Source organism: Dactylosporangium fulvum, assembly GCF_025137375.1.
Lineage (GTDB): Bacteria > Actinomycetota > Actinomycetes > Mycobacteriales > Micromonosporaceae > Dactylosporangium > Dactylosporangium fulvum.
In genome coordinates this window covers 9,713,387-9,736,789 of the sequence record NZ_CP073720.1, presented here as the reverse complement: position 1 = coordinate 9,736,789, position 23,403 = coordinate 9,713,387, and the positions used below count along the sequence as shown (strand labels likewise).

General features: G+C 70.3%; 22 protein-coding genes. 15 read left to right on the top strand and 7 right to left on the bottom strand.

Features of this window, described 5'->3' with window-relative positions:
• The first annotated feature begins 25 nt into the window (after positions 1–25).
• The 3 genes from Dfulv_RS44875 (at position 26) to Dfulv_RS44865 (ending at position 1,870) form a co-directional block, all read left to right on the top strand.
• Complete coding sequence (locus Dfulv_RS44875; RefSeq protein WP_259859899.1) at positions 26–997, top strand: RNA polymerase subunit sigma-70; 972 nt, start codon at positions 26–28, stop codon at positions 995–997.
• A 70-nt stretch (positions 998–1,067) separates the two neighbouring features.
• Positions 1,068–1,643, top strand: coding sequence for a DedA family protein (locus tag Dfulv_RS44870; RefSeq protein ID WP_259859898.1), 576 nt, complete (start codon positions 1,068–1,070; stop codon positions 1,641–1,643).
• A gap of 32 nt (positions 1,644–1,675) precedes the next feature.
• A complete protein-coding gene (locus Dfulv_RS44865) occupies positions 1,676–1,870 on the top strand; it encodes a CsbD family protein (RefSeq protein ID WP_406567887.1) in 195 nt (64 codons plus the stop codon).
• Positions 1,871–1,929: 59 nt separating this feature from the next.
• Here Dfulv_RS44865 and Dfulv_RS44860 read toward each other — a convergent pair whose 3' ends face one another.
• The 3 genes from Dfulv_RS44860 to Dfulv_RS44850 all read right to left on the bottom strand — a co-directional run bounded on the left by Dfulv_RS44860 (position 1,930) and on the right by Dfulv_RS44850 (position 5,798).
• Positions 1,930–2,355 carry an SPW repeat domain-containing protein gene (locus Dfulv_RS44860; protein ID WP_259859897.1) on the bottom strand — a complete coding sequence of 142 codons (426 nt, stop codon included), beginning with the start codon at positions 2,353–2,355 and terminating at the stop codon, positions 1,930–1,932.
• 36 nt (positions 2,356–2,391) lie between these two features.
• Positions 2,392–4,002 carry a glycoside hydrolase family 10 protein gene (locus Dfulv_RS44855; RefSeq protein ID WP_259859896.1) on the bottom strand — a complete coding sequence of 537 codons (1,611 nt, stop codon included), beginning with the start codon at positions 4,000–4,002 and terminating at the stop codon, positions 2,392–2,394.
• A gap of 584 nt (positions 4,003–4,586) precedes the next feature.
• Entirely contained in the window at positions 4,587–5,798 is a 1,212-nt protein-coding gene (locus Dfulv_RS44850) for a DUF4407 domain-containing protein (protein WP_259859895.1), read from the bottom strand.
• Positions 5,799–5,972: 174 nt separating this feature from the next.
• On the opposite strand from Dfulv_RS44850, the gene urtA reads away from it, so the two are divergent.
• Genes urtA through urtE form a run of 5 tightly spaced genes read left to right on the top strand, consistent with a single transcriptional unit; the run spans position 5,973 to position 10,606 of the window.
• Positions 5,973–7,187 (top strand): urea ABC transporter substrate-binding protein, encoded by a 1,215-nt coding sequence (gene urtA, locus Dfulv_RS44845; protein WP_259859894.1) that lies wholly within the window; start codon positions 5,973–5,975, stop codon positions 7,185–7,187.
• 15 nt (positions 7,188–7,202) lie between these two features.
• Entirely contained in the window at positions 7,203–8,078 is an 876-nt protein-coding gene (gene urtB, locus Dfulv_RS44840) for an urea ABC transporter permease subunit UrtB (protein WP_259859893.1), read from the top strand.
• Entirely contained in the window at positions 8,075–9,169 is a 1,095-nt protein-coding gene (urtC, locus tag Dfulv_RS44835; RefSeq protein WP_259859892.1) for an urea ABC transporter permease subunit UrtC, read from the top strand. The genes urtB and urtC overlap by 4 nt, the downstream gene beginning before the upstream one ends.
• Positions 9,166–9,924, top strand: coding sequence for an urea ABC transporter ATP-binding protein UrtD (gene urtD, locus Dfulv_RS44830; RefSeq protein WP_259859891.1), 759 nt, complete (start codon positions 9,166–9,168; stop codon positions 9,922–9,924). Before urtC ends, urtD begins: the two co-directional genes overlap by 4 nt.
• On the top strand, positions 9,911–10,606 hold the full coding sequence (urtE, locus tag Dfulv_RS44825; RefSeq protein WP_259859890.1) for an urea ABC transporter ATP-binding subunit UrtE: 696 nt from the start codon (positions 9,911–9,913) through the stop codon (positions 10,604–10,606). The genes urtD and urtE overlap by 14 nt, the downstream gene beginning before the upstream one ends.
• 48 nt (positions 10,607–10,654) lie before the next feature.
• On the opposite strand, the gene Dfulv_RS44820 is transcribed toward urtE, so the two are convergent.
• Both Dfulv_RS44820 and Dfulv_RS44815 read right to left on the bottom strand, forming a co-directional pair.
• Positions 10,655–11,161: a GNAT family N-acetyltransferase gene (locus Dfulv_RS44820; protein ID WP_259859889.1), complete on the bottom strand. Its 507-nt coding sequence runs from the start codon at positions 11,159–11,161 to the stop codon at positions 10,655–10,657.
• Positions 11,162–11,329: 168 nt separating this feature from the next.
• Positions 11,330–11,560, bottom strand: a complete 231-nt coding sequence (locus Dfulv_RS44815) for a hypothetical protein (protein WP_259859888.1) — start codon at positions 11,558–11,560, stop codon at positions 11,330–11,332.
• A 701-nt stretch (positions 11,561–12,261) separates the two neighbouring features.
• On the opposite strand from Dfulv_RS44815, the gene Dfulv_RS44810 reads away from it, so the two are divergent.
• The 3 genes from Dfulv_RS44810 (at position 12,262) to Dfulv_RS44800 (ending at position 15,789) form a co-directional block, all read left to right on the top strand.
• Complete coding sequence (locus tag Dfulv_RS44810) at positions 12,262–13,134, top strand: XRE family transcriptional regulator (protein ID WP_259859887.1); 873 nt, start codon at positions 12,262–12,264, stop codon at positions 13,132–13,134.
• 59 nt (positions 13,135–13,193) lie between these two features.
• On the top strand, positions 13,194–14,240 hold the full coding sequence (locus Dfulv_RS44805; protein ID WP_259859886.1) for a hypothetical protein: 1,047 nt from the start codon (positions 13,194–13,196) through the stop codon (positions 14,238–14,240).
• 79 nt (positions 14,241–14,319) lie between these two features.
• A complete protein-coding gene (locus Dfulv_RS44800; protein ID WP_259859885.1) occupies positions 14,320–15,789 on the top strand; it encodes a glutamate-cysteine ligase family protein in 1,470 nt (489 codons plus the stop codon).
• A 27-nt stretch (positions 15,790–15,816) separates the two neighbouring features.
• Here the strand turns inward: Dfulv_RS44800 and Dfulv_RS44795 are convergent, their stop codons facing one another.
• Both Dfulv_RS44795 and Dfulv_RS44790 read right to left on the bottom strand, forming a co-directional pair.
• Entirely contained in the window at positions 15,817–16,839 is a 1,023-nt protein-coding gene (locus Dfulv_RS44795; protein WP_259859884.1) for an SNG1 family protein, read from the bottom strand.
• 194 nt (positions 16,840–17,033) lie between these two features.
• On the bottom strand, positions 17,034–17,540 hold the full coding sequence (locus Dfulv_RS44790; RefSeq protein WP_259859883.1) for a PaaI family thioesterase: 507 nt from the start codon (positions 17,538–17,540) through the stop codon (positions 17,034–17,036).
• 65 nt (positions 17,541–17,605) lie between these two features.
• On the opposite strand from Dfulv_RS44790, the gene Dfulv_RS44785 reads away from it, so the two are divergent.
• From Dfulv_RS44785 to Dfulv_RS44770, 4 genes are all read left to right on the top strand, one after another.
• A complete protein-coding gene (locus Dfulv_RS44785; RefSeq protein ID WP_259859882.1) occupies positions 17,606–18,097 on the top strand; it encodes a winged helix-turn-helix transcriptional regulator in 492 nt (163 codons plus the stop codon).
• 178 nt (positions 18,098–18,275) lie between these two features.
• Entirely contained in the window at positions 18,276–20,057 is a 1,782-nt protein-coding gene (locus Dfulv_RS44780) for a S8 family serine peptidase (protein WP_259859881.1), read from the top strand.
• A gap of 28 nt (positions 20,058–20,085) precedes the next feature.
• On the top strand, positions 20,086–22,572 hold the full coding sequence (locus Dfulv_RS44775; RefSeq protein ID WP_259859880.1) for a putative bifunctional diguanylate cyclase/phosphodiesterase: 2,487 nt from the start codon (positions 20,086–20,088) through the stop codon (positions 22,570–22,572).
• Between the two features lie 9 nt (positions 22,573–22,581).
• Complete coding sequence (locus Dfulv_RS44770; RefSeq protein WP_259859879.1) at positions 22,582–23,283, top strand: NRDE family protein; 702 nt, start codon at positions 22,582–22,584, stop codon at positions 23,281–23,283.
• Positions 23,284–23,403: the final 120 nt, after the last annotated feature.

Sequence of the window (23,403 nt, the reverse complement as noted above, 5' to 3'; positions counted from 1 at the left end):
CGCACGACGGCGGCACGGGGGTGCGATGAGGGCCGAGGAGTTCGAGCAGCATCGACGCGAGCTCGAGGTGCACTGCTACCGGATGCTGGGGTCGTATCACGAGGCAGAGGACCTCGTCCAGGAGACGTTCCTCAAGGCATGGCGGGGCCGCGAGGACTTCGAAGGGCGCGCGTCGGTCCGCTCGTGGCTCTACCGCATCGCCACCAACGCCTGCCTCGACGTGCTCAAGAGCGGCCGGCGCCGCGTGCTGCCGGTGGACCTCGGCCCGCCCGCCGACCCGCAGCTGGAGCTCCCACCGCGCACCGACGTCGCCTGGCTGGAGCCGGTGCCGGACCGGGTGCTCGACGAGACGCCGGAGGCCGCGCTCGTCGCGAAGGAGACGGTGGAGCTCGCGTTCCTCGCCGCACTCCAGCACCTGCCGGCCCGCCAGCGGGCGGTGCTCATCGTGCGCGACGTGCTCGGCTGGCCCGCCGACCGGACCGCCGAACTGCTGGAGATCAGCGTGCCGGCGGCCAACAGCGCGCTGCAGCGCGCCCGCGCGACGCTGCGGCAGCGACTGCCCGAGCGCGGCGCCGACTGGGCCCCGGACACCCCGCCGGACCGGGCCGAGCAGGAGGTGGCGCGCCGCTACGCGGAGGCGTTCCAGCGCGCCGACATCGAGGGGATGGCGCGGCTCCTGGCCGACGACGCGCGCGCCGCGATGCCGCCGCTGCCGATGTGGTACGTCGGGAAGCCCACGATCGTCGTCACGCTATGGCAGGGCGCGCCGCACCTGGGCGAGATCCGCACCGAGGTCACCCGCGCCAACCGGGCGCCCGCGATCGTCTCCTACCGCAAGGCGCCCGGCGACGACCGGTTCCGCCCGTTCGCGATCGGGGTCCTGCGGGTCGAGGCCGGCCTGATCGTGGAGATGACCGCGTTCCACGACCCGGCGGTGTTCGAGTTTTTCGCCGATCGTGAGACGGCGGTCCGCCCCCTACTGGAGATCCCCCGGTAGGGAAATCCCTACCTGTGTTCGGCATGGTGGCCCCGCTGTGCGAGCCGCCGTGCCCCGGCAGGGTGGAACCATGGAATCGTTGGCCGGCTGGGCATATGCGGTGATCTTTGTGCTGCTCGTGGTGGACTGCCTGCTCCCCGTCGTTCCGGCGGAGACGAGCGTCATCGCGGGCGGCGCGCTCGCCGCCGAGGGGCACCTGCATCCGGCCGTCGTGCTGGTGGCCGCCGTCATCGCGGTCGCGGTGGGGGACCTGCTGGCCCACGAGACCGCCCGGCGCGGCGGGCACCGCCTGCTCGACCGGTTGCTCCGGCGGGAGCACCGGCATCGGGTCGCGGGCCTGCTGGAGCGGCGCGGCGGGGCGATCGTCGCGGCCGGGCGGTTCGTGCCGCTGGGCCGCACCGCGGTCGCGCTGGTCACCGGCTACACGCGGTTCCCGCGCCACCGGTTCCTGCCCGCGCTGCTGGTCGGTGCGCTGCTGTGGAGCTGCTACATGGTCGGCCTCGGATACCTGGGCGGTCACCTCTTCAGCAACCCCGTCGCCTCGGCGTGCCTGGGGGTGGCGGTGTCGCTGGTTGTGACGGGTGTGACGACCTGGATCGGGCGGTTGCGTTTGCGCCGTCGCAGTTACGGGCAGACATCTGTGTAGCAAGGCAAAGACCCGAAACGTGGAAGGGATCGATGATGGGCTTCACGGACAAGGTCGAGCACAAGGCCGAAGAGCTCAAGGGCGCCGCCAAGGAGAAGTACGGCGACGCCACGGACAACGAGCGGCTCGAGGCCGAGGGCGCTGCCGAGCGCGCCGCCGCGCAGGCCAAGCAGGCCGGCGACCACGTGAAGGACGCCGGACGGAACATGAAGGACGCGTTCAGCTGACCCGCTGCGCCGGAAAAGGGCCGCCCACCGGTGAGGAGGGCGGCCTTTCGTGTGCTCGTTCAGTCGTCGGCGGCGCTCAGCGCGGTGCAGGCGAGGATCAGCACGCCGACGATGATGTCGTTGGCGGTCGCGCTGGACCAGCCGTACTGGAGGACCAGGGGAGCCGCGAGCAGCCAGGCGGCCAGCCCGCCGGTCACCCACGCGAACGCCGGTATCGAGTGCAGCAGCCGGATGGTGGTGACGATCGCGATCGTGATGCCGGTGACCGCGTCGCTCCAGAAGACGTCGTAGCGGCCGGCGCCCAGGTAGCCGATCGGCACCGCCGACACCACCAGCCATACCGCGGCCAGGAACACCAAGGTGTGGAACGGCGCCGATGACGCCTTGCCGCGCGGCTCGCGCCGCTCCTCGTGCTTGACGTCGTCCAAGGTCACGCGGATGTGCGCGGGCGTGGTGAAGTCCTGGTCCGAGATGAAGCTGGTCATGCGGCGAAGCATCGACAACCGGCGGATGAAGGAGGTTCACCCGGCCGGTATGGCAGGTGCGCTCTCGTTCCAGGACCGGTCCAGGGCCGTCACGCAGTACGTGCCCGCCGCGCCGCTCCACTCGCCGTCACCGCCGCGCTTCGTGGCGACCAGGTGCGCCTTCCCGCCGTCGACCCGGTACACGGCGGCCGACGCGCCCTTGCTCTTCCAGCGCAGCGTGACCTTGTCGCCGTCGGCCTGACCGGTCACCTTCGGCGCGTCCGGCGTGTGATCGGGCAGGTGCGCCATCACCGGCGGGAACGCCGGCGTCGGGTAGAAGCGCGCCGCGTACTTCGACACGGAACCGAGCGCGTCCTTGCGCATGCTCTTCGCGCTGAAGTGGATGCTGCCGGTCACCTGCGGATATGTGCGGTTGAGGGCGAGCTGGCGGTCGAGTTCGGCCGGGTCCGACCAGACCCCCGACTGGCCGACGCGATAGTCGGCCTGCCCGATGTACAGCTGCACGCGGGTGTTCTTGACGACGTTCACCCACCAGGGCAGCAGCTTGGCGTAGTCCGCGACGTCGAAGCCGATGTGCCAGTACAGCTGCGGGACGATGTAGTCGAGCCACTCCCGCTGCACCCACAGCCGCGTGTCGGCGTAGATCTCGTCGTAACTCTGCAGGCCGCGTGTCGGCGATCCCGCCGGGTCGGTCGTCGTGTTGCGCCAGATGCCGAACGGGCTGATGCCGAACTTCACCCACGGCTTCATCTTGTGGATGCGCTGGCTCATCTCCTCGACGAGCTTGTTGACGTTGTCCCGGCGCCAGTCGGCCTTGGACTTGCCGCCGCCGTACTGCCGGTAGGCCGCCTCGTCCGGGTAGTCCTGATTGCCGACCGGGTACTGGTAGAAGAAGTCGTCGAAGTGCACGCCGTCGACGTCGTACTTCTCGACGGCCTCGAGCATCGAGTCCTCGACGAACTTGCGCGCCTCCGGGATGCCGGGGTTGAAGTGCAGGCGGCTGCCGGTCGTGCCCACCGACGGGTAGACGACCGCCCACTCGGGGTGCTTGCGCAGCGGGTGGTCCGGCGCGAGCGCGTTGATGTCCGGCCCGGCGCCGTTGGGTGCCGGCTGGCTGCCCCGGTACGGGTTGAACCAGGCGTGGAACTCGATGTTCCGCGCGTGGGTCTCGTCGATCATCCACTTCATGAGGTCGAAGCCGGGCGCCTTGCCGCGGACCCCGGTGATCCACTCCGACCAGGGCGCGTACTGCGACGGCCACAACGCGTCACCGCTCGGCCGCACGTGGACGAAGACGGCGTTGAGGTTGCGCTGCTGCGCGAGGTCGAGCCAGCCGAGATACTCGGCCTTGATCTGGTCGTCGGGCAGGCCACGCCGGCTGGGCCAGTCGATGTTGTCGACCGTGGTGATCCAGATGCCGCGCAACTCCCTCGGCGCGGTCAGCGGGGCGCCGTCGCACCGCGCGTCGCCGCGGGACGCCCGGTCGGCGCGGTCTCCGACGCGGGCCTCGCTGGTGCCGGCCCCCTCGCCGGCGGCGCTGCCGCTGACCCATACCGCACGGAGCGCCCCGACGCCGGCGACGATCGCCAGCACAATGCCGATGACGACGGGCAGCACCGGCGAGCGGCGGGACGGGCGGTGACGCACCGGCCCAGTCTGCCCGCCGACGGGGTTCGGGTGGCAAGCGATTCGCCAACTTCGGGACGAACGGCCCATGTACGTACTTCCGTTCCATAGTGTTCTGCGTCATTTGTCACCCGCTCCTTCCCTGACCCGCCCAGTCGTGACGACGGCGGTCGAGACGGCGGCGGGCGGGGCCACGGCGCGCGGCTTGGGGCGGTGGCCTTGTGGCGGTGGCTGGGGGTGGTGGCTGGGTGGCCTGGTGGGCGTCGCGGGTGCCGACTGCTGCCCCGCGGTGGTGCTGGGGGCGAGGTCCGCGGGCGTCGCGGGTGCCGACCCCTGCCCCCGCGCGGTGCTGCCTGAGGGTGGGATCCGCGGGCATCGCCAGATGCCGGCCCCCGTTCCGCGCGTGGTGCTGCCTGGCGCCGGGGTCCGCGGGGTGCTGCCGGGCGCCGACCCCGCGCGGTGCTGCCTGGGGACGGGGCCTGCGGGCGGCACCAGGTGCCGGGCGGGCCGCGCCCACGCCGTGCTGCCTGGGGAAGGGATCCGCGGGGTATTCCGCTGAGGAATACTGCTCACGGGGTATATGTCGTCGGCCGCCGGGGCCGGGGTCAGACGTTCAGGCGACGGTCGGTGCGGGTCTGGTCCTCCAGCTCGGCCATCAGGCGGGCCGTGGCCTGGGCCACCGCGGCGTCGAGGAGGCGCTGCTCCTTGACGACCGTGTTCAGGCCATCGCCGGCCACGGTGGTCGCGGCCTCGGCCACGCGGAGCTCCTGCCCGTGGCGCTTGGTCTCGGACAGTTCGCGGCGGCGGGCCTCGCGGGCCTCGGCGCGTTCGTAGCCGTTGCCGTACGAGACCAGCTTCAGCCACACCGCGGCGCAGTCCAGGCAGACCAGGAGCGCGGCGATGCCGAGGTAGAAGAAGCCGAAGCCCCAGAAGTCCGCGCGCACCAGGTGCCACATCGCGGTCGTCCGCGCGCCGAAGCCCGCGTTCGCCTCGACCGACCGCCGGTTGGCGGCGCGCTGCTCGGCCATCTGCTCGCTGAGCGCGGCGATCTGGGCCGCCCGCGACTGCCGGGCCGTCTCCTGTGACGCGCGCAGCGCCGACGCCTCGTTGTCCAGGCGCGTCGCCTCCGCGTTGAGCAGCCGGGACTGCTGGACCAGCGAGTCACAGAAGCCGCCCGGTGGGCAGCCGGCCCGGCGGCTCACGCCGTCGGCGCGGGAGTCGGCGAGTGCCTGGTCGTAGACGGCCGCGGCCTCCTTGCGCTTGTCGGCGGCGAGGCGGTGCAGGTCCTCGACCGCGGCGTCGTCGGCCGTGTCCTGTGCCCGCAGCGCGTCGACCTGGCGCTGGAACGCGGCGATGGCGCCGCTCTGCTCCAACTGGGACAGCTCGCGGTTGTGGACCGTCCCGAGGTACGCGTCGATCTCGCCCTTGTATCGCGCCAGCATCAACGGCTCGGTGATGACGATCGCGAAGAGCAGGGCGAGCAGCAGCCGGCCGGCGTAGAGGCCGGCCGTGCGGCGTCGCAGCAGCTGATGCGGATCGTCCGACTCGAGGTGCTCATAGTTCACCGCGACCCGTCCCACGACCGCGCGGTCGTAGGCGATGACGGCGGCGGCCACCGGCGGCCCGACCAGCCACTGCCACCAGGGGTGCGTGTAGTTGGTGGAGGCGTCGATGAACGTCGCGGCGCCGACGATCGCGTAGACGCCGTACAGCAGGATGAATACCCCGATCGAGCGGTACAGCGCCCGGTCGGTGTGGGTGCGCACGTTCGCCGGGTTGACGTTGGCGACCCTGAGCAAGAAGGAGCGCCCGGCCATGCGCATGACGGTACGCGAGCATTAGTCGCATTTGCTGGGTTTTCCGTAACAGCGTCGTGCAGGCCGTTTGTGAGCGGTAGGTAACAGATCGGCAATAGAAGCATTCAGATATGCGAAATGGTCGGTCCTTAGCGTTCGGGCTCCCCACCCCACCCCCGACGAGAAGGACCAGGTATGGCCCCACTGGCACGACGCGGTCTCATTGCGCTGGCAAGCATCACCCTGCTGGCCCTGAGCGGCTGCTCCGAACCCGCCGAAGGTGGCGGCTCCGGAGGCGACACGATCAAGGTCGGCATTCTCCACTCGCTGAGCGGGACGATGTCCATCAGCGAGGTCACCGTGCAGAAGTCCGAACTCATGGCCATCGACGAGATCAACGCCGCCGGTGGTGTGCTGGGCAAGAAGCTGGAGCCCGTCGTCGAGGACGGCGCGTCCGACTGGCCCACCTTCGCGGAGAAGGCGCAGAAGCTGATCTCGAAGGACAAGGTCGCCACGGTCTTCGGCGGATGGACCTCCGCCAGTCGCAAGGCGATGCTGCCGGTGTTCGAGCGCAACAAGGCCCTGCTGTGGTACCCGGTGCAGTACGAAGGGCTGGAGAGCTCGCCGTACATCTTCTACACCGGTGCGACGACCAACCAGCAGATCGTGCCCGGTCTCGACTATCTCAAGCAGCAGGGCAAGAAGAAGCTGTTCCTCGTCGGCTCCGACTACGTCTTCCCGCGCACCGCCAACAAGGAGATCAAGGCCTACGCGGCGGCGAACGGCATGGAGATCATCGGTGAGGAGTACACGCCGCTCGGCCACACCGAATACAGCACCGTGGTCAACAAGGTCGCCTCGGCCAAGCCCGACGCCGTCTTCAACACCCTCAACGGCGACTCCAACGTCGCCTTCTTCAAGGAGCTGAAGAACAAGGGCATCACCGCCGACGCCATGCCGACCGTCTCGGTCAGCGTCGCGGAGGAAGAGGTCGTCGGCATCGGCAAGGAGAACATCGCCGGTCACCTCGTGGCCTGGAACTACTACCAGACCACACCCGGCGCGGCCAACGAGAAGTTCGTCGCGGCGTTCAAGGCCAAGTACGGCGCCGACAAGGTCACCTCCGACCCGATGGAGGCCGGCTACAGCGCGGTCCACCTGTGGGCCGAGGCCGTCAAGAAGGCCGGCAGCACCGACGTGGAGAAGGTCAAGGAGGCCGCGAAGGGCATCTCGCTCGACCTGCCCGAGGGCAAGGTCACGATCGACGGCGAGAACCAGCACGTCTACAAGACCGCCCGGATCGGCGTCATCCAGCCGGACGGCCAGATCAAGGAGGTGTGGAACTCCGGCCAGCCGATCAAGCCGGACCCGTACCTCAAGGGCTACGACTGGGCCAAGGGCCTGAGCTAAGGAGGGGCGTCGGCCATGACCATCGCCAACCAGTTCGTCACCGGACTGAGCATCGGCGCCGTGCTGCTGCTCATCGCACTCGGCCTGACCTTCACCTTCGGCCAGATGGGCGTGATCAACATGGCCCATGGCGAGTTCATCATGGCCGGCGCCTACACCACGTACATGGTCCAGTCCTTCGCCGGTGACCAGGCCGTGCCGGTCGCGCTGCCGGTCGCGTTCCTGGTCGCCGGCGGGATGGGCCTGATCCTGGAGCGCCTGCTCGTCCGGCGCTTCTACGGCCGGCCGCTGGACACGCTGCTGCTCACCTGGGGCGTCAGCCTCGTGCTGCAACAGCTCGCCATCGACCTCTTCGGCGCGCCGAACGTGCAGGTGACCGCGCCCGGCTGGCTGCGCGGCGGATTCGACCTCTTCGGCGTGACCGTCCTCTACAACCGGCTCTTCATGATGGCCCTGGCCGTCAGCGGTGTCGTCGGCATCTGGTTGTACCTGACGCGCCTCTCCGCCGGCCGGCGCATGCGGGCCGTCATGCAGAACCGGCAGCTCGCGGCCGTCAGCGGGGTCGCCACCAACCGCGTCGACCAGCTGACGTTTTTCATCGGATCCGGCCTGGCCGGGGTGGCGGGCGTCGCGCTGACCCTCATCGGCCCGGTCGGCCCCCAGATCGGCACGTACTACATCGTCGACGCGTTCCTGGTCGTGGTGGCCGGCGGGCTGGGCCAGCTGCGCGGCGCCGTCATCGCCGCGGTCGCGCTGGGACTGCTCAACAGCTACGTCGAACTGTGGACCAATGCCAGCTTCGCCAAGGTGGTGGTGTTCGCCGTGATCGTCGGCTTCCTGCAGGTCCGCCCGCAGGGCCTGTTCGTCCTCCGTTCCCGGGCGCTGACATGAGCGCCGGGCTGCGCAGATACGCCGGCCCCGCGCTCTTTGTCGCCGGCTTCCTCGTGCTGGCGCTGGTCATGCCGAACGTCCTCGGCCCGTTCCGGCTCCAGCTGCTCGGCAAGTACCTCTGCTTCGCCGTTGTCGCCGTGGGCATCGCCATCGCGTGGGGCCGCGGCGGCATGCTGACCCTCGGCCAGGGCGTCTTCTTCGGCCTGGGCGGCTACGCGATGGGCATGCACCTGAAGCTCAAGGAGGCCGGCGCCGCCGGACTGCCGGACTTCATGGTCTGGAGCGGCGTCGACGAGCTGCCGGTGCTCTGGAAGCCGTTCGCCAACCCCGTCTTCGCGCTGGCCATGGTGATCGTGCTGCCGACCGCGATGGCGGTACTGCTCGGGCTGCTGGTCTTCCGGCAACGCGTGCGCGGCGCGTACTTCGCGGTGCTGTCCCAGGCACTGGCGGCGGCGTTTGTCATCCTGCTGGTCGGTCAGCAGGGGCTCACCGGCGGTACCAACGGCTTGACGAACATCCAGTACTTCTTCGGGCTCGATCTCTACGAGGAGGCCAACCAGCGGCTGATCTACCTGGTGACCGTCGTCGTGCTGGGCGTCGTCTTCCTGCTCGCGTGGCAGCTGAAGGAGAGCCGCTTCGGCAAGCTGCTGGTCGCCATCCGCGACGGGGAGGACCGGGTGCGGTACCTCGGCTACGACCCCGCGATCGTGAAGACCGTCGCGTTCGCCTTCTCGGCGGCGCTGGCCGGCATCGCGGGCGCGCTGTTCGTGCCGGTCGTCGGCATCATCTCCCCGGCCGAGCTGGGCATCGTGCCCTCCCTGGCGATGCTCATCGGCGTGGCCATCGGCGGCCGCTACTCGCTGGCGGGCGCCGTGGTCGGCGCGATCGTCTACAACTACGCCGAGACGTCGCTGTCGGAGGCGTGGCCGTCGGGGTGGAAGTACCTCGTCGGCGCGCTGTTCATCGCGGTCATGGTGTGGGCGCCGCGCGGCCTGGCGGGCCTGTTCGAGTCGGCGCTGTCCCGGTTCCGCCGCCCGGCCGCGCCGCCGCCCGCCGCGCCGGTCGCCGTCAAGGAAGAGGTCGCCGCATGACGGGTCTGTTGGAGGTGCGCGGTCTCAACGTCGTCTTCGACGGCTTCCGCGCGGTCACCGATCTCGACTTCTCCGTCGCCGCCGGCGAGCTGCGGTTTGTCATCGGCCCGAACGGTGCCGGCAAGACGACGCTGATCGACGTCATCACCGGCCGCACCCGCCCGGCGTCGGGCAGCGTGCGCTTCGACGGCCACGAGCTGGTCGGTCAGCGGGAGCACCGGATCGTACGGATGGGCATCGGCCGTACCTTCCAGACCTCGGTGGTCTTCGAGGAGCTGACCGTCGGGGAGAACCTCGACCTGGCGGCGCAGTTCCGCCGGCCGCTCGTGTCCCTGCTGCGGCGCCGGCGCGCGTACCCCGACGACGTGGTCGCGGTGCTCGACACGACCGGCCTGGGTGAGCTGGTCGACCAGCCGGCGGGAGTCCTCTCGCACGGCCAGCGGCAGTGGCTGGAGATCGGCATGCTCATGGTCCAGCAGCCGCGGCTGCTCCTGCTCGACGAGCCGGTGGCCGGCATGAGCCGCGAGGAGCGTGAGCGGACCGGCGTCCTGCTGCGCGAGGTCGCGCAGACCCACACCGTGGTGGTCGTCGAGCACGACATGGAGTTTCTGCGCCGGTTCGCCACCGTGGTCACCGTGCTGCACGAGGGCCGGCTGCTGTGTCAGGGCACGGTCGCCGAGGTCCAGGCCGACCCGCGCGTCCAGGAGGTCTACCTGGGCCGGGCCCGCAAGGAGGCTGTTGATGTTGACGGTTGAGTCGATCGACGTCGCGTACGGGCGGGCGCAGGTCCTCTTCGGCCTCTCCCTCACCGTCGCACCGGGCTCGCTGACCTGCGTGATGGGGCGCAACGGCGTGGGCAAGACGACGCTGTTGAAGGCCGTCATGGGCGTCCTGCCGGTCCGCTCGGGTCGGGTGGAGTTCGACGGCCACGACATCACGCGGCTCAAGACGTACGAGCGGGTCCGCCTGGGCCTGGGCTACGCCCCGCAGGGCCATGACACGTTCCCGCAGCTGACCGTGTGGGAGAACCTGCAGGTGGTGCTGGAGGCGTCGCCGAAGGCCACGAAGGAGTCGGTCGACGAGGCGCTGGACGTGTTCCCGGCGCTGCGCGGCCTGCTGCGCAACAAGGCCGGCTTCCTCTCCGGCGGGCAGCAGCAACAGCTGTCGATGGCCCGGACACTGGTGACCCGCCCGTCGATGCTGCTGCTGGACGAGCCGACGGAAGGCATCCAGCCCTCGGTGATCCTGGAGATCGAGGAGGCGATCGAGCGGCTGCACCGGGAGACGGGCGTGGCGGTCCTGCTCGTGGAGCAGTACCTCGATCTGGCCCTGAGGCTGGCCGACAACTTCGTCATCATGGACGCCGGCGAGGTCGTGCGCTCCGGCGGCCGGGAGGACCTCCAGGACCCGTCGGTCCGCCAGCTCCTGACGGTCTGAGGGTTTCGCGGGCGGAGGGCCGGTGGCGGGGAACGCCACCGGCCCCACTCAGTCGGCCAGGTCCTTCACCAGGATCCGGCAGCGTTCGGGCTCCCGGACCTCGTTGCCGTCCTTGAACACGACGTAATAGGTGTCGAGGAGCCCGTGCTCCCATTCCACGAAGCCGAGCCGGCGATAGAGCCGTTCGGCCCGGTTGTTGTCCAGCGCGATGCCGAGCGCGACCTGTTTGCGGCCGCGGTCCTTGGCGACCTGCTCGGCGGCGCGGACGAGCGTGGTGCCGATGAGGTTGTTGCGCCACTCCGGGACCACCACGAGGCGGTTGAGCAGCGGTACACCCGGCAGATACTCCTGCAGGCCGTCCTCTTCGGCGTCCTCGAGCCACACATAGACACAGCCGACGGGATCGCCGCGCAGCCATGCCACCAGGAGGACGCCTTTGTCCTCGGATTGTCGCGCCAGCCGCTCGGTGAGAAACGGACCTTCGCCGAGCCTGGCGGCCACGAGGGCGAGCTCATGCTCGCTCGCGGGGCGGACCTCCAGTTGATCTGACAACACTGAGCAATATTGCCCTCTCTTGTGCACCGGGGTCGATCCGTGCGCCCGGGCGGGATGGTGAGGACCACCCCGCCCGGGCCCGCGTCGCCGGCCCGTCCCCTCCTACGGTCCGGTGAGCGGCGTCAACGGTTGTCGTGCGTACCCCGGCCGTGCGGGCACCAGGGCGCGTCAGGCGCCCGATGCCGAGACGAACGCCCAGACGAAGATGAGGCCGAGGACGCCGACGAGGAGCAGGGCGGTCATGGCGAGGTTCACCAGGACCTTGAACATGCTCATGACGTCGGCGACGGTGCCCCGCAGCAGGCGGAGTGAGCGGCGCAGCAGCATTGCCACGACGATGACGATCACGACGGTGATGAGTGTGGGTGAGCCGATCGCGGGGTTTCCGCCGGCGTTCACCGCGGATAGTGTTGAAGACAGCATTGGTCCGGTCCCTTGCAGCGGTCGGGATCATTGCCGCAGTGCTTCGAGGTCGCATCTCGGGGCACTGCTTGTTTTTCGGGCAGCGTGAAACGGCCCGTGCCCAGCCAATTCGGCGGCATCCGCGTGTTGTCGAACCGTTTGACAACCGGTGGCTTTCTGGGTCTCCGCTTGCTACACTCACCTCCGTCTTCAGGTAGCTCGGTGAAGTCAGGCGGTGGCTGAAACTGCCGACTCCGCGATCGATGTCTTTGGTATAAGTCAGGTTAGGCTTCAGCTTCTACTGAAGCAACGCATCGACTTCAGGCACTTTACGATCGTTTAGCTCCGGTGAAGAACGTCCTGACCTGGCATTGGCCCTGATCGGCACCCTTCGGCGCCGCGCAGTTGTTGTCAGACGTATTCAGTTCCAACCTGAAGTCGCTCTCGCATCGAAGGAATGCACCGTGTCGTCCTCGGAGGATTCGAAAGCACGTTTGGCGCACCGGCTGAAGTCGCTGCGAACTGATGGACTCACCGGCCTGGCGCTGACCCAGAGTCAATTGGCGAAAGCACTCGGTGTGAGCCCGCCGCTCATCTCGTCGTGGGAGGCGCCCAATAAACCGGACCTCCCCCCGGCCATTCGCATCAATGCCTACGCCCGCTTGTTCTGCACAGTTCGTTCGGGTTCGAATGGTCGGGTGCGGATGCTGGACGAGGACGAGCTCGACGCCGACGAGCGGGCGCGCCGCCGGGAGCTCGAGGAGGAACTGCTCGCGCTGCGGGACGCCGCCAACGGCAACCACGCCGTCGCCCAGACCCCCGGCCCGGTGTCGGAGGGGCTGCGCCGGCTGCACAGCGGGCCGCTGTACTTCGCCGACGGCCGGCCGATCACCATCGTCTGCGCGCGCCTACCCCGGGAACTGCGCAGCGGCATGCCGTACACCGACCCGCGCGAGCCGGACTACACCGAGTCGTACACCTACGCCGACCTCGACACGCTGATCGAGCTGCACGGCCACATCCGCGCCGCCAACCCGCTGAGCCCGGTCGGCATCCGCGCCGACGACTCGCTGACCGCCGACGACCTGACCACCCACCTCGTCCTGCTCGGCGGCGTCGACTGGAACTTCCTCACCCGCACCCTGCTCGGCAAGCTCGCCGTCCCGGTCACCCAGGTCGCCCGCAAAGGTGACGAGGCCGACGCCGCGTTCCAGGTCCGACAGGGTGACGAGACGATCACCTTCGCGCCGATCCTGAGCGCAGGCAACGACGGCCGGACCGAGCTCGTCGAGGACGTCGCGCACTTCTACCGCGCGCCCAACCCGTACAACCGGCTCCGTACCGTCACGATCTTCAACGGCATGTTCGGTCGCGGGACCTACGGCGCCGTCCGCTCGTTGACGGATGAGAGGTTCAGAGACCGCAACGGTGGGTATCTCGCTACGCGGTTCGCAGGTCGCGATACCTTCAGCATCCTCACTTCGGTGCAGATCGTCAGAGGGGAAGTCTTGACGCCTGATTGGACGATCCCCGCGACCAGGCTGCACGAATGGCCGGAGCCGGGGGAGTGACGACCGGCAGACACCATGAGTCGCACACGCGGCTCCTCAGCACCGTTCAGAGCCGGTCGATGCGCCCGGCGGAGGTCAACGCCGTCATCGTGCCGACCGCCCGCCCGTACACGTATCTGCGCGAGGCCGCGAAGCTGGCCCGCGACCTCGAGAGCCAGCTCGTGGTGCTGTGCAGCGGCTGGGCCGACGCCGAGCGCTCCTGTGACCTCGCCACCGACTACGGCGTGCGGGCCGTCGCCGTCGACGTCGGCGGCGAGAGCGTCCCACGACTGCCCGACTTCCGCACCTCGGAACTGCTGCGCACCGCCGAGCGGGGCCTGTTCGACCGCAAGACCGACACCAGCCTGAAGCGCAACATCGGGCTCGCCCTGGCCTGGATGGTCGGCTGGCGGTTCGTGCTGTTCCTCGACGACGACATCCGCGTCGAGAACGCCCGGGACATCCAGGACGCCGCGGCGCTCGCCGAGACGCACACCGCGGTCGGCCTGATCAACTACGGGTTCCCGGACAACTCGGTGGTCTGCCACGCCTACCGCAAGGTCGGCGGCCCGCAGGGCACGTTCGTCGGCGGGGGTTCGCTGGTCGTCCAGGTGCGGGCGGCCCGGTCGTTCTTCCCGAGCATCTACAACGAGGACTGGTTCTTCCTGCTCAACGGCCGCCGGCTCGACCCGGTCGCCATGGTGGGCAAGGTGGACCAGAAGGAGTACGACCCCTTCCGCAACGCCGACCGGGCGCGCGGCGAGGAACTGGGGGACACACTCGCCGAGGGCGTCTACGCGCTGCTCGACGACGGCAAGGACATCGCCGCCGCGGACACCGCCTACTGGAAGACGTACCTCCAGGTCCGCCGCGACTTCATTCAGCACGTCCTGGACCGCATCCCCCGGGCCGCGGTCGCCACCGAGAACGAGCGCGATCGCATGGTGGTCGCCCTGAAGGGTGCCCAGGGCCGGAGCCGGCGGATCACCCCGGAGTTGTGCGTCGCGTACCTGCGGGCCTGGGCCGACGACCGCCGGGACTGGCAGCGGTACCTCGGGAAGCTGCCCTACCAGCCGAGCGCCGAGGCCGCGCTGCGCCACCTGGGGCTGCGACCACACGTGAGCTGAGCCCCCGTGGGACGCACGAGTAAAAACGCACCGGGCGTGGTATGCCATGTGGACGGCACACCCGCGGAGGTGGCATCCCATGGGCAAAGACGTCGAGACACGCGAATTCAGCCGCGAGGATCGGATGCGGTATCGCGACAAGGTGCGTCAATGCCTTGATGCCTTCGCGCGGATGCTCGCCGACGCTCCCTTTGAGGACGGGCGCGGGATGAGCGGGCTCGAGATCGAGCTCAACCTCGTCGACGAGCAGCACGATCCGGCACTGCGCAACCAGCGGGTCCTCGACGCGCTCGCCGACCCGGCCTTCGTGACCGAGCTCGGGCAGTTCAACATCGAGATCAACGTGCCGCCGCAGCGGCTCGAGGGTGACGGGCTGGCCAGGTTCGAGGCACAGGTACGGGAGAGCCTGAACGCCGCCGAGGAGCACGCCGCCGGCGTCGACACGCGGCTGGCCATGATCGGCATCCTGCCGACGCTCCGGCGGGACCAGCTGACCCCCGACGTGCTGTCGGCCAACCCCCGGTATGCGCTGCTCAACGAGCAGATCTTCGCGGCGCGTGGCGAGGACCTCCAGATCGTCATCGACGGCGTCGAGCGGCTCAACGTGCGGTGCGACTCCATCGCGCCCGAGGCCGCCTGCACATCCGTACAGTTCCATCTCCAGGTGGCGCCGCAGCAGTTCGCCGCGTACTGGAACGCGGCCCAGGCCATCGCCGGTGCCCAGGTGGCGCTCGGGGCCAACGCGCCGTTCCTGTTCGGGCGGGAGCTGTGGCGGGAGACCCGCATCCCGCTGTTCGAGCAGGCCACCGACACGCGGGCCGAGGAGCTCAAGTCGCAGGGCGTGCGGCCACGGGTCTGGTTCGGCGAGCGCTGGATCACCAGCATCTTCGACCTGTTCGAGGAGAACGTGCGGTACTTCCAGGCGCTCCTGCCGATCTGCGAGGACGAGGACCCGGTGGCGGTGCTCGAGGCCGGCGGCGTGCCGCGGCTGGGCGAGCTGCGGCTGCACAACGGCACGATCTACCGCTGGAACCGGCCGATCTACGACGTGGTCGACGGCAAGCCGCACGTCCGCGTCGAGAACCGGGTCCTGCCCGCCGGCCCGACCGTCGTCGACAGCATGGCCAACGCCGCCTTCTACTTCGGCCTGGTGCGCCGGCTCGCCGAACAGGACCGGCCGGTGTGGACGCAGATGTCGTTCGGCGTGGCGGAGGAGAACTTCCACAACGCCGCCAGGCAAGGCATCGACGCGGCCCTGTTCTGGCCCGGTCTCGGCTCGGTGCCGGTGACCGAGCTGGTGCTGCGGCGCCTGCTGCCGCTCGCCCACGAAGGGCTGGAGGGCTGGGGTGTCGCACCGGAGCAGCGCGACCGGCTGCTCGGCATCATCGAGCAGCGCTGCCTGTCGCACCGCAACGGTGCTGCCTGGCAGGTCGAGACCGCGCACGCCATCGAGGGCAGGGGCCCCGTCGAGCGGGACGACACGATGCGGAAACTGCTGCAGGAGTACCTTCCGAGGATGCACTCCAACGTCCCCGTCCACGAATGGTGAAAGGAGCTTGCCGAGGGGCCGCGGCGTTCACTGCGAAACGGGCACCAGACTTCGGCTGGGCGGGATGACCACCGGTCTCGGCTGCGTGATCCGGGCCACGACCAGGGTGCCGACGACACCGATCAGCGCGTATCCGGCGAGGATCAGCGCCGACCGCCCGACGCCGACGCTGTCGAAGTAGACGATGCCGCGGATCGCCTCGGTGCCGAGCCCCGGCGGGAGCCACGGTCCGACCGCCCGCCAGAAGGGCGGCAGCAGCGGGGCGGGATAGGCGCCGCCCGCGCTCGGGTTGCCCAGCACCACGAACAGCAGCACGGCCAGCCCGGTGCCGACGAAGCCGAACGCGGCCTGCAGCGCCATCGTGAAGCAGCCCGAGGCGAACACCAGCAGGGCGCCGAACCACCACAGCCGGCCCAGGTGCCCGTCGGTCGCGCCGAAGACGGCGCCGCTGATGAGAGCCCCGCCGATGCCGGACAGCAGCGCGTACGCCAGCAGCGAACCCAGGCGGATGAGCGCCCGGTGCGGGTTGGCCGGCCGGGAGCCCTTGCTCGTGCTGACCGCGATCGCGACGAGGTAGCCGCCGACCACCCAGCCGAGCGCGAGGTAGAAGCCGGACAGGCCGCGGGCGTCGCCGAGCAGGGCCGGCTTCGCGTCCTCCGTGGTGAACGCCCGCTCCTGCTGGTCCTCGAGCGGCGTGAAGATCTGGACGAGGGCCTGGCCGACGCTCGCCCCGGCACCGCTGGCGATGATGAGCCGGTCGGTGGCGTCCTGCGCCGAGACGATGAACGCGCCGTACACCTCCCGGCGGTTGATCATCCGGCGCGCCGACTCCTCGGTGGGCACGGCCCGCGCTTCGAGCGGCTCACCCGGCAGCGAGTTGAGCCGGTCGACCAGCTCGGTCAGGGCTGCGGCCGGTGCGGTGACGGCCACCGGGATGCGGTGCGGGGTCGGCTCGTGGAACGCCCCGATGTAGCTGGCGATGAACCCCAGCTGGAGGGCGAGGACGGCGAGGACCAGCGCACCGGCGCGCGGCGTGACACCGTCGCGCAATTCATGAAGAAATCCCGCTTTCACCGTTTTTGACGTTATCGTACCGGCGGAACACCCATACCCTCATCAGCACGAATCGCATGACCGTCGCGGTCAGGTTGGCTCCTACCGGTACCGCCAGCTCCACCGCGTGCGTGTGCAACGAGCCCGACCCTGTCCGGGGCTTCCGGGCGGGCTGTGCGCCGGCTGGGAACCTATCCCAGGTCGAACAGCATGCAGGTCGAGGTCGCGTGCGCGACGAGCCCGCCGCGGGCGTCGGTGATCTGCGCCTGGGCCAGCGCGGTGCGGCGGCCCTTCGAGATGACCGTGCCCTCGCAGGTCAGCAGGCCGGACGCGACGGCCGCCGGGCGCAGGAACTTGGTCGTGAGGTCGAGGGTGGTGTATCCGACGCCGGCCGGCAGGGTGGAATGCACGGCGCACCCGGTCGCGGTGTCCAGCAGGGTCGCGAGGACACCGCCGTGGATGCTGCCCAGGGGGTTGTAGTGGTACTCCTGCGGCTCCAGGGTCACCACGACGCGCCCGTGCTCCGCCTCCAGCCGCCCGGTCCCCAGCAGATGGCTGACCGGCGGCGCGGGCAACTCGCCGCGGGACATCGCCTGCAGCAGTTCGAGGCCGCTGCGCTTGCCCAGCTGGGCGGCGTTTAGCATCGGGTCGGACCAGGAGAAGGTACGGCTGCGGAGCCCGTCCTGAGTCTGCGTCATGGACTCAGGTTCTCGCGCCCCTGCTGGATCTGTCAACCAGACTCAGGTGGGGATAGCCTGGGTGCATGAGACCCGCGGCACTCGAGTGGTCTGTGGAAAACTGCACCATCGGCCGGACGATGGCGATCCTCGGTGAGCGCTGGACGGTTGTGGTCCTGCGAGAGGTCTTCAACGGCATCTTCCGGTTCGACGACATGCGCGAGCGGACCGGCATCCCCCGTCAGGTGCTGACCAACCGGCTCGGCGTGCTGGTGGAAAACGGCGTGCTGCGCCGTGTTCCGTATCGTGAGCCCGGCGCGCGGGCGCGCGACGAGTACCGGCTCACCGAGAAGGGCTTCGATCTCTACCCGCTGCTGGTCGCGGTCCGCGAGTGGGGCGACCGCTACCTTGCCGACCCGGGCGGCCCGCCCTTGGCGACCGTCCACCGCGACTGCGGCGCCGAGGTCCACGCCGTCCTGATCTGCGAGGCCGGCCACGCCGAGATCCCTCCGCGCGACGTGCTCCCGCAGCCCGGCCCGGGCGCCCGCCGCCGCGCAGTGTCGACCCCGTCCCCGTAGGCCGCGTCCGACCCCCATGTCCTCCACTGCGGGCCGCGACAGGCCGTAAGCCCGGTGAGGTCTGTCACTTTCCGTAAATCGGTAAAGCGCGAAGAGTGGCCAACCTGTTGACAACGCTCCGCAACCGGCTGCTGAACCATGGATCACGGCGAGTCGTCGACCCGTGGAAGGGGACCGAATGCCGAGCAAGTACCGGAGCGCACTGGGTGTCGCCGCCGCCGCGATCATCGGGATCGCGGCCCTAGCGACCCCGGGCGGGCCGGCAGCCGCAGCACGCCGGCCGGCAACGGCCGCCGGCGACCTGACCCGCGTCATCGTCACCTACGACGATCCTGACGCGGCCGCCCGCGCGGTGACCCGCACCGGCGGCACGGTCGGCCGGCCGTTGTCGATCGTGGCCGGCTTCGCGGCTGAGGTACCGACGCAGCAGATCACCGCGCTGGAGGCCGCACCCGGGGTGCGGGCGGTGGCCCTCGACGGTGAGGTGGACCTCCAAGGTAATCGATGGCGCGCTGATGGCGACCCGAACTCCATGTACAACGTGGTCCGGGCCACCGGCGCTGTCGACGTGTGGCGGAAGAACGACCCCGCCGGCAAGAACATCCTCGGTACGGGCATCGGCGTCGCCCTCATCGACTCCGGCGTCGCGCCGGTCAAGGGGCTCAACGACCCGGCCCGGATCGTCAACGGCCCGGACCTGTCGTTCGAGTCGCAGGCGCCGAACCTGCGGTACGTCGACACGTTCGGGCACGGCACGCACATGGCGGGCCTGATCGCCGGGCGGGACCCGGACGTCAACCCGCTGACCGTCAACGTCCCGGGCAACTTCACCGGCATGGCGCCCAACGCCAACCTGATCAGCGTGAAGGTCGCCACCGCCGACGGTGCGACCGACGTCTCGCAGGTCATCGCGGCGATCGACTGGGTCGTCACGCACCGCAACGACCCGAGGCTCAACATCAGGGTGCTGAACCTGTCGTTCGGCACCGATTCCTACCAGGACGCACGCCTCGACCCGCTCTCGCACGCGGTGGAGGCGGCCTGGAAGAAGGGAATCACGGTGGTGGTCTCCGGCGGCAACGACGGCAAGACCCGGACCGCGCTGTCGATGCCGGCGGCCAACCCGTACGTCATCGCGGTCGGCGCCGCCGACTCGAAAGGTACCGACTCGCGCTCCGACGACGTGGTCGCCGACTTCAGCAGCCGGGGCAACACCACCCGGTCGGTCGACCTGACCGCGCCGGGCCGCTCGATCGTGGGGCTGCGGGATCCCGGCGCGTACATCGACGTGAACTACCCGACCGGGCTGGTGCCGGGCGACACGACCGGCCGGTTCTTCCGGGGCAGCGGCAGCTCGCAGGCCGCGGCCATCACCTCCGGCGCGGCGGCACTGCTGCTGCAGCAACGCCCGGGACTCACGCCGGACCAGGTGAAGAAGCTGCTCACCAGTACCGCCGATGCCATGCCGGCGGCCGAGGTCCTGGGCCGGGGCGCGGGCCAGCTCAACATCCTGAAGGCGATCCAGGCGCCGACGCCGACGACCACCCAGACCTGGGCGGCGTCGACCGGCACGGGCTCGTTGGAGAGTTCCCGCGGTACCGCACACGTGGCGGACCCGACCACGGACACGGAGCTCACCGGCGAGACGGACATCATGGGCCGCGCCTGGAACGGCACGACCTGGGCGAAGGCCGCCTCGGCGGGCACCGCGTGGAGCGGCGGCACCTGGAACGGGGCCGTCTGGACCGGCACCTCGCTCACCGGCACCACAACGACCGGGCGGAACTGGACCGGCGTGACCTGGTCCGGCACCAACTGGGCCGGCCGCACCTGGAGCGGGCGCACGTGGAGCGGCGCCGTATGGGACGGCCGCACATGGAGTGGCCGAACTTGGTCAGGAACGACGTGGAGCGGCCGAACTTGGAGTGGGAGCTACTGGTCCGCCTCCATCTGGAAGTAACCGGGTCAGAAACATCAACAGGGCAGGAATGACAAAAGTGCGCGGGTGGAGCCGCCCGGACGCCCGGGTCGCGGCGCTCAGCCTCTGGTTGGGCGTCGCGACCGTCGTGGCACACACGCTGTGGGTGCGCGACGCCGGGCTGCCGGAGAACCCGGATCCGGTTCCGTTGGGGATCCTGCTCGTCGCGTTCGCGCTGACCGAGGGGTTCGCGGTGCACATCCGCGTCCGCCGCGGCGGGCACGCGATGAGCCTCAGCGAGATCCCGATGGTCCTGGGGCTGCTGTCCACCGACCCGACCCTGCTGCTCGCGGTGCGCCTCCTCGGCGGCGTGATCGGCCTGGCTCTCCTGCGCGGCCAGCGCGGCGTCAAGCTCGGCTTCAACATGGCCCTCCTCGGCGTGCAGACCACGGCCACGGCCGCCATGCTGCACGCCCTCGCCGGGCCGCACCCCGGGACGGGGCCCGCGGGGTGGTTGTACGTCCTGATCGTCATGCTGATGTCGGACGTCATCGCCGCCGTCCTCGTCACGGCCGTGATCGCCCTGCACGACGACCCGACGGAGTGGAAGCGCCTGCCCCGCGCCCTGCAGGGCCTGCCACTCGTGGTCGTCACCACGAGCATCGGCCTGATCAGCGCGCTGGCCATGGAGCGCGACCGGCGGGCCATCGCGCTGCTCGCGATCGTCTCAGTGATCATGTATTTCGCCTATCGCGCGTACAACCGGCAGAGCCAGGGTCACCAGCAGGTGGAGGAGCTGTACGCGTTCACGCGCGCCCTGGACGGCCCGCTCGACACCGGCGGCGTCGCCCGGATCGTCCTCGAGCAGGCCCGCGACCAGTTGCGCGCGGAGCGGGCCGAGCTGATCCTGCCCGGGCCGGAGAGCACCTACGTGCGGCTGCGCATGTACGGCCGGCACACGCTGGACACCAGCGTCGTCGACGCCCTGCCGGACACCGCCTGGTGGCAGCCGGCGCGCCGCGGTGAGCCGGTTCTCGTCGCGCGGGGCGGCCGCGTGATCGGGTCGATCGAGGACGGCATCGCGGTGCCCGTACCGCTGAACGACGGTGCGACCGGGGTGCTCCTCGTGGCCGACAGCCTCCCCGACATCCCGACCTTCGGCGAGCAGCACGTGCGGCTGTTCCAGGCCCTCGCCAACCACGCCAGCCTCTCGCTCACCAAGGCCCGACTGCTCGACGAACTGCGGCAGGAGGTGGCGCAGAAGGAGCATCTGGCGCTGTACGACCCGCTGACCGGCCTGCCGAACCGGCAGCGGTTCCAGGCGCTGACCGACGAGCTGCGCGCCGCCGACACGCCGGCCGCCGTCCTGCTCATGGACCTCGACCGGTTCAAGGACGTGAACGACGCGCTCGGCCACGACGTCGGCGACGAACTGCTGCGGCAGGTCGGCGAGCGGCTGCAGACCCGGATCGACGGCCGCGGCACGGTGGCGCGGTTCGGCGGTGACGAGTTCGCCGTACTGCTGCCGGACATCCGCACGCACGAGGTCGCCGTCGCGGTCGGCGACGACCTGGCGGCCGCGATGGAGCACCCGATCGCCATCGGCCACCTGCGGCTCAACGCCCGTGTCAGCATCGGCATCGTGCTCGCCCCGGAGCACGGCCACGACGCCAAGACGCTGATCCAGCGCGCGGACGTGGCGATGTACGTGGCGAAGACGACCCGCGGCGGGGTGCGCGTCTACCAGCCGGACGACGACCGCAACAGCCCGCGCCGGCTGGCGATGGTCGCCGACCTGCGGGAGGCGATCCAGCGCCACGACATCGTCGTGGTCTTCCAGCCGAAGCTCGAGACCGCGACCGGCCTGGTCGTCGGCGCCGAGGCCCTGGCCCGCTGGCACCACCCGGTGCACGGGTTCGTGCCGCCGGACGAGTTCATCCCCCTGGCCGAGCACAGCGGGCTGATCCGGCCGCTGACCCTGCACGTGCTGGAGGTGTCGCTGCGCCGCTGCGCGTCCTGGCGCCGGATGGGACACGATCTCCACGTCGCGGTCAACCTGTCGCCGAACAGCCTCCAGGAGGCGGACCTGCCCGACATCGTGGACCGGCTGCTGGGCCAGGCCGGGGTGCCGGCGAGCGCGCTGACCCTGGAGATCACCGAGAGCACGATCATGGCCGACCCGACCGGCGCGCTGGTCACGCTCGACCGGCTGCACGCACTCGGCGTCAAGCTGGCGATCGACGACTTCGGCACCGGGTACTCCTCGCTCGGCCGCCTCCGTGAGCTGCCGATCCACGAGATGAAGATCGACCGGTCGTTCGTACAGCGGATCGCGGTCGACCACCGGGACCGGGCCGTGGTCCGCTCGGCCGTCCAGCTCGGCCACGCGCTCGACCTGATGGTCGTCGCCGAGGGCGTCGAGGACGTGCATACCCTGAGCCACCTGCGGCAGGAGGGCTGCAACCTGGTCCAGGGCTACCACATCTCCAAGCCGCTGCCGGCGGACGATTTCGCGGAATGGCTGGCCGCCCGTGTGCCGATGCTGGGAGGCGCATAACGTTCGGGCATGTGCACCGTGCTCCTCCGGTTCAACCCCGACAGTCCGTGGCCCGTCCTCCTCGCCGCGGTCCGCGACGAATACCTGGCCCGCCCCTGGGAGCCGCCCGCCGAGCACTGGCCGGGCCGGTTCGGCGGCCGTGACAGCACCGGCGGCGGCACGTGGCTCGCCGTCGACCCCGCCCGCCCGTGTGCCAGCGCCGTGCTCAACGGCTTCCCGCCGCTGCCCTCGCAGGGTGACCGCCCGACCCGCGGGTCACTGCCCCTGGGCACTGTTCCGGACGACGAGGTGTTGCGCACGTTCGATGCGTTTCACCTGGTACGGGCCGAGCCCACCGAGGTCGAGGTGATCTCGTGGAACGGAGTCTCGATCGAGCGGCGGCTCCTCGAGCCCGGCGACCACGTCATCGTCAACCAGGGCATCGACGTAAACGACTTCGCGCCGCTGCGCCTGGCCGCGACCCCGAACCCGAAGCCCGGCCCGGCCACCGCCGACGCCTGGGGTGACTGGGTGGGCCTGCTGGCCGGCGGCGAGTTCACCGGCGCCGCCGAGCGCCCGATCCTGATCCGCCGGGAGGTCGACGGCCTGGAGTACGGCTCGGGCTCGGCCGCCCTGGTCGCGATCGGCGAGCCGGGAGTCCGTTACGACTTCACCGCCAACCCGGGCCCGTCAGCTGTCTGGCAGGAGATCCCGCTCCCCGGCAGCCTGTAGCGAGGCGTTCCACAGCCGCTCGGCGCGGGACGGGCTCGTCGACCTCGGGGCGACCGCCCGGCACCAGCGCCGACTCGGGGGCCGTCGACAGCCAGGTCAGGGTGTCGGCGGCCCGCGCCG